We start from the raw sequence: 15,039 nt of genomic DNA on the forward strand, positions 1-15,039 counted from the left end.
ACATCGTATTCTGTATCGATTCTGAACCAAATGAAAGAGCATACTCTATATGGGTGTCGGATCCAGCTAAACACCGGTATACAGCGACAGATCAACGTTTCTAAGATGTACATAGCAAAAGAAAATAAGAAATTGAACAGAACGAAAAGGGCCTCGTTTCTCTCAAATCAGGTTCTATCAGATCAAGCCAGCTCATAACCTAAACTATGGATTTGAACAACACGACCGGTACATGACCGGCCATAGATAACGGAGGGTTATATTCGAATGAAAGAAGCTCGTGTACAGGTAAAGGTACCCCTTGTCCCTCGTCCAGGTATGCAAGAGCCAGAGGGAAATACCGTTTCTGGAGTGGAAAAAGACAAGCCTTCCCCATTGAACCTGAGGACTGCTCCATCACAGCCTGCAAGATTATCCAATCCAGGACGGGTGTCGGCAGATGAACTGAACCGAAAGGCAACCGAGCATATTCATATACCTGTTATTGAGCTGGACCAGTTCCGCCGAGTGAAGCGTCGCCGAATGAGGACGTTTGGACGAAAACCCCGATGGGGACGTAATACGACACGATGGCAACCTGCTGCCGCTGTATCTGCCTTATTGGCAATGGCGTTACTGATTCCGGTAATTCTGGTATGGCCGCGGACAAGCGAATCACCTAAGCCGATCCCTGCTCCAACAGATTCAAGCAGTACAAGAACCCCAGCTCCTGCGCCAGCCGTTCCTGTTACGTACCCTGAACCTAAAGTGCGCGTATACCTGTCTGCAACGGGCACAACGATGAATCTGCCATTGGAAGACTATGTTACCGGGGTGGTGGCAGCTGAGATGCCTGCGGAATTCAGACTGGAGGCGTTAAAGGCGCAGGCAATAGCAGCTCGTACATTTATCGTGCGTAGGTTAGCTGCGAGTGATACAAGCGGTGTTCCATCAGGTGCGGCGGATGTGACGGATACGGTCAGCCATCAGGTGTTTATTCCGCCAGATCAGGTGGAATCGGATTGGACGCGTCTAGGGAAGGCAAAGGAATGGGAGAAGCTGCAACAGGCTGTGCGCGAAAGTCGAGATACGGTGATGACATATCAGGGCAAGGCAATCACCGCATCCTTTTTTTCCACAAGTAATGGGTATACCGAGAATGCCGAGGATGTATGGGGGAACGCCGTGCCGTATCTGCAAAGTGTAGACAGTCCGTGGGACAAAAACCTGGCACCAGGATTCAAGCAGACCGTCACCATGAAGCGTAATGATATTCTGCAGAAGTTAAACTTGGATGCCATTCCGGTTACCGCCCAGAAGGGTGGATCGTGGATGGAAGTATTGTCTACAACCAAAGGGCATCGGATTAAGGAAATGCAGATCGCAGGTGAGACATTCAGCGGACCCGAGGTTCGTAAACTGCTTGGATTAAGATCCAGCCAGTTCAGTTGGAAGACCACAGGTGACGAAATCCAGATTACAACTTACGGGTACGGTCATGGGGTTGGCATGAGCCAATGGGGAGCAAACGGCATGGCGCAGGAGGGACACACGGCCACCCAAATTCTCAAACACTACTATACCGGCATTTCATTCGGACAGGCATCCAAGATGCTTGCATCGAAGTAGGAGAGATGAACACGGATGGATAAAGCGAAATAATTCGAATGGGTAGGAATATGTGCGAATGTGTGCAAAAGTATGGGAATGAGAGCAATTTAGGTTTGGAACTCATCAGACTTCCCACATACCATTGGCGCGCTAACGAATCTGAGAGACCTTATCAGGCGATATCACAACGAATGGAAATTCTAACGAATCTCAGACACGTTATATCACGACATACCACCAAACTGATTCGATAATAGCGCCCAAAAGAGTAATTAGCGTGCCTACGGTTCGTTAGAATTCCTAAGCTACGATTTCCCCGCCAATAAGGCCGTCTGAGTTCGTTAGAAGTATTTTATTATCTAATCATTAGCAAAATTGAGGGTGCTGTCATTCACTACATGCTCATTCGCAATAAGCAGCCGAACCAAAAATAAAATCAGAACGTTGAAATCAAGTTCCCAAGCCCTAAGCTTACAAATTTGATTTATGTTCCCAGTCCTTTAAGCAACTTCTAACTATACTGTAACCATTCATGATCCAGCTTCTTTTAAATCTAGATGTTGTATTGAACAGTTATTGTTGATGTGGCGTCGCCAATCTCTAATCTCATATCTCGTTTTAACGAACCTAAGGTGGCTTAAAGGGTATTTCATCAGTCACATCCTATATCATTTCGCTCTCACCGATAAATGCACTTCATAGAAGGATTGGCCTCTACAGCCAATCCAGACCAGTCTACCAACCACCCTTTCCGGAGCTTTCGAGATTCGGCTATATATGAGGAGAGTGCTAGCGTATGGGGAGCGCAGGGGACAGAAAAGACCTGTAGAAGCGAAGCGGCCGCCTTTATCACCGGATTTCTCCATTGGGAGAAATAATCAGGAAATCCGGGGATAACAGCCGGTCGAAAGGTTTTCTGGCCCCGAAGCGGCGCACGCACTAATCACTCCTCCCCCACATATATAGCACTCTCTGAAACCTCCGTGAAAATAATTAGAGTCGCGCGTGTATAAAAGAGTTGCACCCGGTAACACTTGTTACTGAGGTGATTAACATGAATGAACAAAACAAAAAAACAATCCAAGAAGAAACTCCTAAAACAACTCAAGGAGTACCGGCTAGTCAGCCCTCTTCATGGAAAAGAGCAATGTCCAAACGCTGGGTCTTCCCGGCAGCCTACATCGCAGCAGCAGGCATTATACTAACCTTAGTGTGGGTCTATCAGGGCACAGGCGACAAAACGCTGAACTCGGACCCTGCTAGCGGGGTAGTAGAAACAGGCGCATCGGCGGGTACAGAAGGAACAGCAGTAGGCGGAGAAGAAGAAAGTGTGGAAGTTGTTGCAAAGTCGGAGAATTTTGTATGGCCGGTAGCGGTACCGTCTGAAATTTCGGTAGTAAAACCTTTCTATGATAGCGAAGCTTCAACCGAGGAACATGAAGCGGCAATGGTGCAGTACAATGATACATTCATCCCGAACACAGGTGTGGATCTGGCACGTGGGGATAACAAAACGTTTGAAGTAAAAGCAGCGCTTGCCGGTAAAGTTACCCGGGTTGAGCAAAATCCGCTCACAGGTCAAGTTGTGGAAATCACACACAGCGATAACCTGAAAACGGTATACCAAAGCTTGGCAGACGTCAAAGTGAAACAGGACGACGAAGTGAAACAGGGAGATGCGATTGCATCCGCTGGCGTCAATGAATTGGGTAAAACGCTTGGCAACCATCTTCACTTTGAAGTGTACGAAGACGGACAGCCGGTTAACCCTCAAGGATATCTTCCGGAAAAATAAATGAATTTTACCGCAGCAACATGACGGGCAGGGGGTTAAACCTCTGCTCTTTTTGTGCTTTTCAGAAAATAATGGGACCTTCGAAGCTTGTCACACCTCTAAACCGCGAATATATAGGCATGCTCCTCATATAATGTACCAAACTATCCACACAGTAGGGAGGCGGGAGCGTGCACGATTACATCAAGGAACGGACCATCAAAATTGGTCGCTGCATTGTTGAGACGAGGAATACGGTCCGTACCATAGCCAAAGAATTCGGCGTGTCAAAGAGTACTGTGCATAAGGATCTGACGGAGCGTCTGCCGGAAATCAACCCTGATCTTGCTGACCAGGTGAAACACATTTTGGAGTATCACAAGTCGATCCGCCATTTGCGGGGCGGTGAAGCGACCAAAATTAAATACAAAAAAACGAGTGGCAAGAAACGTGAGGTGTTGGCTTCCGCCAAATCGTAAGCATCTTCACAAAGACGTAGGCCAAAAAGCTCACACATGCATTGAATCCCTCCCCTGAAGTATGATATGTTAAATGCTGGTACAGGATCGAATTATGACATCTTATCAGCCCGATTTTTACATATATATGTTGCACTTTGTCGAACGAGCGGTGACGTGATAAGGGACTCTTTTTCACAGGATACGCTGACCAAATAATATCACTTTGGGGGCTCTTTTATGTTTAGCAAGGATATCGGTATTGATCTTGGCACGGCCAACGTGCTTATTCACGTGAAAGGAAGTGGGGTTGTCCTCGATGAACCTTCCGTCGTGACCATTGAAAGAGATACGAAGCGTGTCCTTGCTGTTGGGGAAGAAGCGCGTCGTATGGTGGGGCGTACTCCAGGTAACATTGTTGCCATTAGACCGCTGCGTGACGGCGTTATTGCGGACTTCGAGATTACAGAAGCGATGCTCAGACATTTCATTAATCGTGTGGGTGCAAGAAGCTGGTACAGCCACCCTCGAATTCTGATCTGTGCACCAACGAACATTACTTCCGTGGAGCAGAAGGCCATCCGTGAGGCGGCAGAACGCAGCGGTGCCAAAGAAGTGTTTCTGGAAGAAGAGCCGAAAGCGGCAGCAATCGGTGCGGGAATGGATATTTTTCAGCCGAGCGGCAATATGGTCGTGGATATCGGCGGCGGTACGACTGACGTTGCAGTCCTTTCTATGGGCGACGTGGTCACCGCCTCTTCTATTAAAGTCGCAGGGGACAAGTTCGACGAAGCCATTATCAAGTTTATCAAAGCCAAGTACAAGCTCATGATCGGTGAACGGACCGCTGAAGATATCAAAATTGCGATTGGTACCGTACATCCGGGTGGACATCAAACAGAGATGGACATTCGCGGACGCGATATGGTATCCGGCCTTCCTGTTACCGTAACGATATCGGGAAATGAAGTACAGGAAGCACTTTGGGATTCCGTGCAATCCATCATCGTGGCAGCCAAATCGGTATTGGAACGTACACCGCCTGAATTGTCAGCGGACATTATCGACCGTGGTGTTGTATTGACTGGCGGAGGTGCATTGCTGAACGGACTGGACGAGCTTTTGTCCAATGAATTGCATGTACCGGTATGGGTGGCGGAAGATCCAATGCACTGTGTCGTGAAGGGGACAGGCATAATGCTTAATAATTTGGATCAGGTGGTTAAGAAAAAGTTCTAATCTGCCGATATAAATAGCAAAGGTTCGCCATGCTCGGAAAGCAGAACGGACAAGCAGCCAACCTGTGACAGGTCAAGCGCTTGAGGAGAGGGGTTAATTCATGTTAAGAGGTCTGTACACCGCTACTGCGGGAATGATTACGCAACAACGCCGCCATGACACAGCAACACAGAATATCGTAAATATGAACACCACGGGATATAAACAGGTGAACAGCGTAAGCCGTTCCTTCCCGGAAATGCTCATTACTTTGGTAGGCGGAGATGCAAATCTTCCAACAAAGCGGCTGGGCAAGCTGAACACGGGGGTGTTCGCGGAAGAGAGTTTGTCCATGAATTTGCAGGGGACCATTATGGAGACTGGGCAGAAAAATGATTTTTCCATTTCATCCAATATGACTGTCAATGATCCGCAGACTGGACAACCTGTCCCGTTTGACGCATCAGGCAAATTTGTACGGGCCGACGGCACGGTGACTTACCAGCCTCAGGCGTATTTTACAGTTCAGGATGCAGAAGGTAACACCGGATACACACGCGATGGTCACTTCGAGATCACTGGAACGGGACAATTGCTGAGTTCAACAGGTTCACAAGTGTTGGATAATAATGGACAACCTGTAGTGTTGACAGGTTCTGTGGAGCAATTTAAAGTGGATGAGCAAGGCCGTTTGGTAGATGCAGCAACGGGTGCACCAACAGGGGTTACTCTTGGCATTAGTGTCATTGACCAGCCGAATCAACTGGTTCGTCAAGGTAATGGCAATTTCAGTCTCAGCGATGCAAACGGGGCAACGTCCCGGATGATGGCTGCTGGTGATAATGTGCAGATCCGTCAGGGTTACCTGGAAGGTTCCAATGTTGATGCCTCACAGGCAACGGTTGATATGAACGCTGCATTCCGTGCGTATGAAGCGAACCAGAAGGTCGTACAATTTTACGACCGCAGTCTTGATAAAGCCGTCAATGAAGTCGGGCGTGTATAACGCCGACGTTTAAATATAACCGCGCAGCGGAGAGCCAAACGCCCTTTGCGTAGCAAAGCAGAGAGGCTCACGCGAAGCGCAAACCAAACGCATCCGAGCCTATGCGAGGAATGCGTAGCAGTACCTGAGCGCAGCGACGGTCTCGACAGTCCTTTGCGGAGCAAAGCAAGGAAGAGACCCCGCGGAGCGCAAGAGCCTAGACGCAGCCGAGCCTATGCGAGGAATGCGTGGCAGTACCTGAGCGCAGCGGCGGTCTCGACAGCCCTTTGCGAAGCAAAGCAAGGAAGAGACCACGCGAAGCGCAAACCAATCGCATCCGAGCCTATGCGAGGAATACGTAGCAATACCTGAGCGAAGCGACGGTCTCGACAGCCCTTTGCGAAGCAAAGCAGGGAAGAGACCACGCGGAGCTACACGCCGCATAAAGAGCGTGCCCGACTATGATTCAGCCATGTGAAACGATGGCGGGAATCATAGTCGGGCAGTCGCGGCGAACACACACCACCGTCACTTAGCAAGATCGTACCCCACTTACCTAATCCGCCTGTTTCGGGAGTCCAGAGGGCAGCGCCATCTGGGGCCCTCCCTACTAGGGAGGGTTTGGGAGGGTGGACAGGACACAAGGGAGGGTATACCACCAATGAATAATTCCATGATTAGTGCCAAGGTTTCCATGACTGCCATACAGCAGCGTCTGGATGTCATTTCCGATAATATTGCCAACGTGAATACGGCAGGCTATAAGAGCAAGCAGGCGGCATTCGAGGATGTGCTGACCCGGGTTCAACAACAACCGGACAAGTACAAACTGGATGGACGTTCCACACCGATGGGATATAACCTCGGTTTTGGTGCTCGTTTGGCAGATGTAACGAAGGATATGTCTCAAGGCCCCTTGAACGAGACTGGTCTTCCGACCGATCTGGCCATTGAAGGAAATGCGATGTTTGCAGTTGAAGCGAATGGGGAGAAAATGTGGACACGTCAGGGTGCATTTCATTTTGTACCTGATACAAGACCTAAGCCTACTCCGAATTCACCTGATATGATGGTGATGGTCAATGGCGAAGGCCACTTTGCCCTGGATCGTCAAGGCAATCGTATTACGGCACCGAATAATAGCAAAGTTGCTTTTGATGAAAATGGCAACCTGTTAATCCGACGCGGTAATGCGGCAAACGCAACCATTGGAGCACAGCTGCAAGTGGTAGACATTGAACGTCCTGAGGGTCTGGTGCAGTTTGCGGATAACCTGTTTGGTCTGGATGCGGGATTAACCGAAGATGATGTATTTGGCGCTAATGCAGCTACACGTCAAGCAGCGGCCTTGATCCGACCAGGATTTCTGGAGCAATCCAATGTTGATCTGACACAGGAGATGTCTTTGCTTATGCAAGGACAGCGGACATATCAGCTGGCGGCAAAGGCGCTAACTTCAAGTGATTCCATGTTGGGTCTTGCCAACAATATGAGAGCGTAAAAGGTGAATGTGATGACAGAAACACAGCAGCAGAACAGTAAGCCGGAGAAAAAGGAAGTCAAGAAGAAGAAGAAGAGTGGATGGCGCATCGCAAGATGGTTCCTGGTTCCGGTCCTGCTTGTTCTTGCCCTTGCTGGCGGAATGGTAGCTGGATATGTGGTACTGGGCAAACAGGATATCGGTTCCGTATGGCAATGGAGTACATGGGAACATGTATATAATCTGGTATTCGCTCCATAATGTAACGAGTAAAGCGAAAACTCCTGCGCAGGCAGGAGTTTTCTTTTTGACGTTGAAAACAGTATAATGATGGATGACGTTTGACGTCACAAAAGAGGCCTCCCCTGCGAAAGACATTCGTCATCGCGAAGAGAGACCCCTTATCTTAACCTTCACTACTGCAGTCATGAAGGATATAACTAGTGTTAACCGAAAATATGCTTTCCATACAAAATTTAAAATTAAAAACCTTTTATATGAGCTTCGACTTGATCATAATCAGGTTTTCCATGTCCGCACTAAAGTCAGTGAAGGGAACGGAATCGTTCGAAAGAAGCGAAGCGCTCGCCTTTGTTTCCTAATGTTATCCATCTGAAAAATAGTTCAGAAACATTAGGAAACAACAGCGATCGAAAGAACGATCCGTAACCGTAACGGTCACCTATGCGCACATGAAAAATCCATGATGAAGAACGCTCATATAAACATCCCGAGAGGAGATTACACTGTGCTCGATATCAAACAGATTCAAGAAATCATCCCGCACCGCCCCCCGTTTCTGCTGGTGGACAAGATTCTAGAGATTGAGGATGGCAAACGTGCCGTTGGTTTGAAAAACGTAACCATTAACGAACCTTTCTTCATTGGTCATTTCCCAGAGTATCCGGTAATGCCGGGTGTACTGATTACAGAAGCGCTGGCGCAAGTTGGTGCAGTAGCCATTCTGAATTTGGAAGGCAACAAAGGAAAAATAGGCTTTTTGGCGGGACTGGACAACTTCCGATTCCGTGGACAAGTTGTGCCCGGAGATACGTTGATTCTGGAAGTGGAGATTACACGTCTGAAGGGTTCTATTGGTAAAGGTAAAGCAACTGCCCGAGTGAACGACAAAGTGGTCGCTGAAGGCGAGATCATGTTTGCACTGTCTGACCCAAGCTGATTACATACGTGAGCATTTACATCATGTAGGAACGTAGACGGACCGAATGATGCAAGATGCTGAAGTAACTCAGCACACCTGAATTTATATAGACGGAAGGGGTTTATCGGAATGGAACAGTTAAGCACAGCAGCAGCAGAGACGTTGCAGCAATGGTTGGAGGATGCTTCGATTGATGAAGCAACGAAACAGGAGCTTCGTGACTTGCAGGATCAGCCGAAAGAGCTGGAGGAACGTTTTTACAGAAACCTGGAGTTTGGTACAGGTGGATTGCGCGGAGTCATTGGTGCCGGAAGCAATCGGATGAACCGTTACACCGTAGGTCGGGCAACGCAAGGATTTGCGCGTTATCTGCTTGAGCAACATGGTGACCAAGAAGGCAAACCTTCTGTTGTCATTGCTCATGATTCCCGTCATTTCTCACCTGAATTCACACTGGATGCTGCGCTTGTACTGGCTGGAAACGGCATTGTAGCCAAGCTGTTCCCATCCCTGCGTTCAACTCCTGAGCTGTCATTCGCAGTGCGTCATCAGAAGGCAACTGGAGGGATCGTTGTAACAGCGAGCCATAACCCACCGGAATATAACGGCTACAAAGTATACAATCATGAGGGCGGTCAATTGGTACCGGATGAAGCGGAAAAAGTCATTCAGTACATCCAGGAAGTGCCTTCCCTTGCTGACGTGAAAAAGCTGACGCAAGAAGAAGCAGAAGCTCAAGGACTCCTGATCTGGTTGGGTGAAGACCAAGACCAAGCGTTTGTGGATACCGTAGCAAGCCGCAGTCTGAGCCGTGAACTGATCCAATCCGGCATAGGCCGTGATTTCAAAATCGTTTACACACCGCTTCACGGAACAGGTAACATTCCTGTACGTCGCGTACTGGAGCAGATCGGATTCGAGCAAGTGCACATTGTAGCTGAACAGGAACAACCGGATGCTGAGTTCTCCACCGTGAAATCCCCTAACCCGGAAGAACGCGAAGCGTTTACCCTCGCAATGAAGTTGGGCGAATCTGTGGGCGCTGACATTCTGATCGGAACAGATCCGGATGCAGACCGTATGGGTGCTGTTGTGAAAGACAATGATGGCAAATATTTCGTCTTGTCCGGTAACCAGTCTGGTGCCATTATGGTACATTACCTGCTCAGTCGCCTGCAAGAGACAGGTACACTGCCAAGCAATGGTGCGGTTGTCAAAACAATCGTAACAAGTGAGATGGGTGCTGTTATTGCTGAACATTACGGTGCAGAAGTGATGAACACACTGACGGGCTTCAAATATATTGGTGAAAAAATGAACCAGTTCGAAGCAACAGGCAGTCATACATTCTTGTTCGGATATGAAGAGAGTTATGGCTACCTTTCAGGCAACTATGCCCGTGACAAGGATGCTGTCCTTGCCTCGATGCTGATTGCTGAAGCAGCTGCGTATTATAAGAGCCAAGGCAAGACGCTGTATGATGTCTTGCAAGAGCTGTACAACCAATTCGGATACTTCTTGGAGAAGCTGGAGTCCCGTACGCTGAAAGGCAAAGACGGCGTAGCTCAGATTCAAGCCAAAATGACGGACTGGCGTTCCAATCCGCCACAAGAAGTAGCGGGAATTGCGGTACAAGATGTGCTGGACTACTCCCTTGGTCTGGACGGTCTTCCGAAGGAGAACGTACTGAAGTTCATCTTGGCAGATGGTTCATGGTTCTGCTTGCGTCCTTCAGGAACAGAACCGAAGATCAAAGTATACTTCGCCGTGCGTGGAGAGAATTTGGAAGATGCGGAAAGCCGGATCGAGCGTCTGGTGACTACAGTGATGTCGCGTGTAGACGCACAATAATACAAATGCAACAATGAGCAAGAACATGAGAAGGCCTCTCCGCACCGTAAGGTTGGTTGGCGGAGGGGTTTTTCTTTGAAATAATATTACAGATGGATCTATATAAATTGAACTGAACATTTACACGAGAACGTAGAGGGCAGAAATAACCTGAAGAAGTGAAACGTTCGCCTTTATCACCAGATTTTCACCTTTATTAAAAGTGAATCAAAAAAATCGGGGGATAACAGCGATCGGAAGGTTGTTCTGCCATCGAAGTGGCGAGTGTAAATAATGTTTTAGTTCAATCTATATAGCATATAAGAGGGCTTGTTGACACAAGCTGTTTGTAACCTATTGTATAAATGTTAAATGAACGAATTACTTGAGCTGAACGTGCATTTGGTTCCAACACTTGAGGAGGTACATGTAGTGCGTCAAAAATGGCTTTATTGGAATAACGCTTCTCGGAAGTGGTTGTGGCTCGTCGTTATTATCGGTCTGGTCGCGTCCATCCCTGTAATCAGTGATCGGGTGCAGACAGAATCTTCTGCCAAAAAGGTGGAGCTTGTCTTCAACTATCGAGGTCTGCTGGATATTTCCGCCTATCAGGCACATCCGCAAGATTTCATGAATGAACAATTGACTCGTCTAAAAGACGCAGGCGTAACAACGATGGCTGTGTTCGAAAGTACATTGGACGAGCTGAGAAAGACACGCCGACTAATGGTATATAACGGCCAGGATCTCGCGAACCTGACCAAAGATGTGATCCCTTCTAATGCGAATTACACGTATGTGTTATTTACATCGGAGGAAAACGCACAGACGTATACCCCTATTATTGAACAAACGTTCGCTGATCGGCAGATTCCGGTAGTGCCTTGGGAATATGAAGGTCGTAGCGGCTTAATATTGCAGACTCCTCCGGAGAATGCCAACATGCAGCCTTTGCAGCCCGATCCGGTTGCCGTGAAGATGCTGCGTGATAAAGGTTTCTACATTTTGCCGCGGATCTCGGACAGTGTGCCATACAGCCAGGGATCGATGGAGCGCTTGCTTACCTTCTTCGAAGAGAATGGCGTAAAGCGCATCTTGTTTGATGGTGATGCTGTGAAAGGGTACAATGATAATGAAGAGATGAAAAGTCTCGACCAATTCGCACAGTTGCTGAACAAGCACAATATTGGTCTTGCAGCCATCGAGAACTTGAAGAAACCACAGTCTGGTTTCCAGACTCTTGCGTATAAAACGGATTACAACGTTACGCGTCTGTACTCGCTTAGTGATGGAGATGCCAATCTGGACGTAGACACGATTGCTGACCGTTTTGTTCTCGCAACCAAGGATCGCAATATTCGTATGCTCTACATGAATGCATCGCCAAGCCGGAATACAGCAAAGGCTATGATTACAGATCCAATTGAGAATCTGATCAATAGTCTGGGTGAGCCGGGTCATGCGGTAGAACGCATGGCGAAGCATGGATTCGAGCTAGGACAAGCTGAAGCATTTACAGTTAAGGATTCTTCGATTCAGCGTTATGCCAAGCTGGTTGCTCTTGTTGGTGCAATTGCCATGATTGCACTTATGGTTTCTTATTTTATCCCACTACTGACTTTGATCGCATTTGTGGTCGCTTTGGTGGGCAGTGCAGGATTGTTCCTTTTGAAACCAACGCTGCTGGAGCAAGGAATTGCCTTGCTTGTGGCAATCGCCGCGCCGACCATAGCGATGGTGCTGGCCGTTCGTACAGTGAACTATCAGCAACAGCGTCAACCCGACGCATCTGCGGGTCGTCGTTTGAAACAGACATTAGTTTTATATGTAAGAACTTCGATTCTGTCATTCCTGGCGGTACCTTTTGTCATCGCGTTGCTTAACAGCATTACGTACAGTCTGGTCATTAACCAGTTCCGCGGCGTGAGTCTGTTGCACTTTGCACCTATGGCACTGGTAGCGATCTATATTGTGTTTTATCGTGGCTCGGGTTCATTCTCTATTAAGAAAATTAAAGAAATGCTTCGTATGCCAATTAATGTGTTAATGGTTGTTTTGGCGCTTGTTGCTGCCGTTGTTGGGTACTATTACTTGAGCCGTACAGGCAACTCGGGTTCAGTAACACCATTAGAGATGTTCCTTCGTACCACGTTGGAAGATACGTTCGGTGTACGTCCGAGATTCAAAGAATTTATGCTGGGACACCCGCTGTTTATCGTTGGCGTGTTCGCCGCTTTAAAATATCGTAAAGTCATCTTTGTGCTCATTATTGCAGCGATTGGACAGTTGTCCATGGTGGATACGTTCGCGCATATCCATACGCCGGCTGTATTGTCACTCATTCGTGGAGTGATGGGATTGGGACTTGGCTTAATCTTCGGTATCATTGCTGTGGGTGTGTGGCAAGTAGCGGAAGGATGTTGGAAAAAATGGTCACCACTTCTCAAAAGTTAGTCATCTCGGGGTATTACGGATTCCGCAATAGCGGAGACGAAGCGGTGCTAAAGTCGATTTTGACAGCGCTGGAAGAGGAAAGCCAAAGGTCGAACATAACGATTGAACCTATTGTTCTCTCGGGTGATCCCGAGTCGACAACCGCCATGTACGGTGTGCGCTCCGTGCATCGTATGAAATTGAAGGAAGTCCGTGAAGCACTCAAGGAGAGTGACGGGTTAATCAGTGGCGGAGGAAGTCTTTTGCAAGATGCAACTGGACTGAAATCCATTCCTTATTATCTGGGTGTAATCAAGCTGGCCCAGTGGCTGAAAAAACCAACGTTTATCTATGCACAGGGGATTGGCCCTGTGAATCGTAAAATTTTTAATCCGATGATCAAATCGGTCTTTAAGGCCTGCACCTATGTATCCGTTCGGGATGAACAATCTGCAGACTACCTGCGTGGGCTCGGGTTACAGTGGAATCAGATCCATGTTGTACCTGACCCCGTAATGGGTTTGCCATTACCTGAAACAAAAGTTGAGAGGGGCGCAGGTGCTGTCTCAGCAAATGCTGCTACTCAAGCTAATCGAGTGGAACCTTCAACTGGAGGACATACCAAGCTTCCTGTGATCGGCGTATCGGTACGTTTCTGGGAGTCAGACCGGAAGGAACTTACGGCTATTGCCGCCGGATTGAAAAAGCTGTGCTCCAAAAGAGCGGTGCACTTGCGTTTTCTACCATTTCATCTGCCAGTGGATGAACAGGCATCACGATTCCTTATTGAAATGCTAGGTGATGTGACCAGCAAAGGCAGCGAGATTAGCATCACAGAAGATCTGACCGACCCTCAGCTTATGCTGGAGGAAGTCAGCAAGTGTGATCTCGTCATCGGTATGCGTCTGCACAGTCTGATCTATGCGGCTTCGCAATATGTGCCTCCGGTGGGTATCTCGTATGATCCGAAAATTGATCAATTCCTGCTTCGTCTGGACAGTGAACCAGCAGGCAATACGGATACACTCGATGGCGACAAACTCGCCAAGACTGTTGTTGGACTGCTGGATCAACGTTCACAGTGGTTGAAGGAACATGAAGAAGGCATCACCCAACTGAAGCAGGAAGCCAGAGTGCCTGCACAGCAGATTATTAACTATTTAGGCCGCAAAGGATGAGATAAAGATGAGTCAGACCGGATCAATACCTACCGTTTCGATCTACGGCATTCCTTTTTCCAAACTGACGATGAAAGAAACGGTAAAGGTTCTCCAGGAAGCTGTGCTGTCCAAGCAGACACCACATCAGGTCATCACAGCCAACCCCATTATGGTTATGGCCGCATTGGAAAATCCCGCAATCATGGAAGTCATGCAAGCTGCGGAATTGATTGTTCCTGATGGAACAGGTGTCGTATGGGCTGCAAACTATTGTGGAGATCCTGTAGCTGAGCGAGTGCCGGGTTTTGAGCTTTTACATGAATTGCTGCGTGTTGGAGAAAACTATCGATGGGGCGTATATCTGCTTGGTTCCACCCCTGAGGTGATTCAAGAAACGGCAGTTCGGTTACAACAGCAATATCCGGCGATTCGAATTGTGGGTTATCGCGACGGTTATTTTGGTCCGGCTGAGGATGAACAGGTCGTCGCTTCCATTCGGGAAGCAGCACCTGATCTGTTGTTTGTAGCACGTGGGGCCGACACCCAAGAACCGTGGATTCACAAACACAAAGATGCACTGCAAGTTCCCGTAACCATGGGCGTTGGCGGCAGCTTTGATGTGATTTCGGGCAAAACCAAACGTGCGCCTATGCTGTTCCAAAAGTTAAGACTGGAGTGGTTCTATCGCTTATTGCGTGAACCAAGCCGGGCTGGACGGATGCTTGCGCTTCCGAAATTCGCTGTTAAGGTGATGCGTGACAAAGAAAACGTGACGAAAGTCCGTTAAAAACAGGTAATTGCGAGATAAATGCGTGTTTTTGCTAGAAATTGAGGATGGCTTTTCGGGTGTGATGAGCGTATAATTCATTCCGGATTACATGTGTGCCACTCCATGAAAACAGAAGCGTTACACTTGGCACTACGATTGCAAGGCAACCTGTCGATCGCC

12 protein-coding genes are annotated in these 15,039 nt (G+C 48.1%); all 12 read left to right on the forward strand.

What is annotated here, in order from left to right:
- The first annotated feature begins 267 nt into the window (after positions 1 to 267).
- The 12 genes from spoIID (at position 268) to PAEAM_RS17505 (ending at position 14,877) form a co-directional block, all read left to right on the forward strand.
- Positions 268 to 1,608, forward strand: a complete 1,341-nt coding sequence (gene spoIID / locus PAEAM_RS17440) for a stage II sporulation protein D (protein WP_100528402.1) — start codon at positions 268 to 270, stop codon at positions 1,606 to 1,608.
- Between the two features lie 1,036 nt (positions 1,609 to 2,644).
- The gene (locus PAEAM_RS17450) at positions 2,645 to 3,385 is read left to right on the forward strand and encodes a M23 family metallopeptidase (protein ID WP_100528404.1); all 741 of its coding nucleotides are present in this window, start codon (positions 2,645 to 2,647) and stop codon (positions 3,383 to 3,385) included.
- A 170-nt stretch (positions 3,386 to 3,555) separates the two neighbouring features.
- On the forward strand, positions 3,556 to 3,843 hold the full coding sequence (spoIIID, locus tag PAEAM_RS17455; protein ID WP_024632710.1) for a sporulation transcriptional regulator SpoIIID: 288 nt from the start codon (positions 3,556 to 3,558) through the stop codon (positions 3,841 to 3,843).
- A 219-nt stretch (positions 3,844 to 4,062) separates the two neighbouring features.
- Positions 4,063 to 5,061, forward strand: coding sequence for a rod shape-determining protein (gene mreB / locus PAEAM_RS17460; RefSeq protein WP_036612542.1), 999 nt, complete (start codon positions 4,063 to 4,065; stop codon positions 5,059 to 5,061).
- Between the two features lie 100 nt (positions 5,062 to 5,161).
- The gene (locus PAEAM_RS17465; protein ID WP_076209801.1) at positions 5,162 to 6,046 is read left to right on the forward strand and encodes a flagellar hook-basal body protein; all 885 of its coding nucleotides are present in this window, start codon (positions 5,162 to 5,164) and stop codon (positions 6,044 to 6,046) included.
- 640 nt (positions 6,047 to 6,686) lie between these two features.
- On the forward strand, positions 6,687 to 7,526 hold the full coding sequence (locus tag PAEAM_RS17470) for a flagellar hook-basal body protein (RefSeq protein ID WP_076319216.1): 840 nt from the start codon (positions 6,687 to 6,689) through the stop codon (positions 7,524 to 7,526).
- Positions 7,527 to 7,538: 12 nt separating this feature from the next.
- Positions 7,539 to 7,766 carry a DNA-directed RNA polymerase subunit beta gene (locus tag PAEAM_RS17475; protein ID WP_100528405.1) on the forward strand — a complete coding sequence of 76 codons (228 nt, stop codon included), beginning with the start codon at positions 7,539 to 7,541 and terminating at the stop codon, positions 7,764 to 7,766.
- A gap of 487 nt (positions 7,767 to 8,253) precedes the next feature.
- The gene (fabZ, locus tag PAEAM_RS17485) at positions 8,254 to 8,685 is read left to right on the forward strand and encodes a 3-hydroxyacyl-ACP dehydratase FabZ (protein WP_036613058.1); all 432 of its coding nucleotides are present in this window, start codon (positions 8,254 to 8,256) and stop codon (positions 8,683 to 8,685) included.
- Positions 8,686 to 8,796: 111 nt separating this feature from the next.
- Positions 8,797 to 10,518 carry a phospho-sugar mutase gene (locus PAEAM_RS17490; protein ID WP_091036315.1) on the forward strand — a complete coding sequence of 574 codons (1,722 nt, stop codon included), beginning with the start codon at positions 8,797 to 8,799 and terminating at the stop codon, positions 10,516 to 10,518.
- Between the two features lie 411 nt (positions 10,519 to 10,929).
- Positions 10,930 to 12,951 carry a DUF5693 family protein gene (locus PAEAM_RS17495; RefSeq protein ID WP_100528406.1) on the forward strand — a complete coding sequence of 674 codons (2,022 nt, stop codon included), beginning with the start codon at positions 10,930 to 10,932 and terminating at the stop codon, positions 12,949 to 12,951.
- On the forward strand, positions 12,927 to 14,108 hold the full coding sequence (gene csaB, locus PAEAM_RS17500; RefSeq protein ID WP_076328737.1) for a polysaccharide pyruvyl transferase CsaB: 1,182 nt from the start codon (positions 12,927 to 12,929) through the stop codon (positions 14,106 to 14,108). The genes PAEAM_RS17495 and csaB overlap by 25 nt, the downstream gene beginning before the upstream one ends.
- A 7-nt stretch (positions 14,109 to 14,115) precedes the next feature.
- Positions 14,116 to 14,877, forward strand: a complete 762-nt coding sequence (locus PAEAM_RS17505; protein WP_100528407.1) for a WecB/TagA/CpsF family glycosyltransferase — start codon at positions 14,116 to 14,118, stop codon at positions 14,875 to 14,877.
- Positions 14,878 to 15,039: the final 162 nt, after the last annotated feature.

This window comes from Paenibacillus sp. GM1FR, assembly GCF_002803315.1.
GTDB lineage: Bacteria > Bacillota > Bacilli > Paenibacillales > Paenibacillaceae > Paenibacillus > Paenibacillus amylolyticus.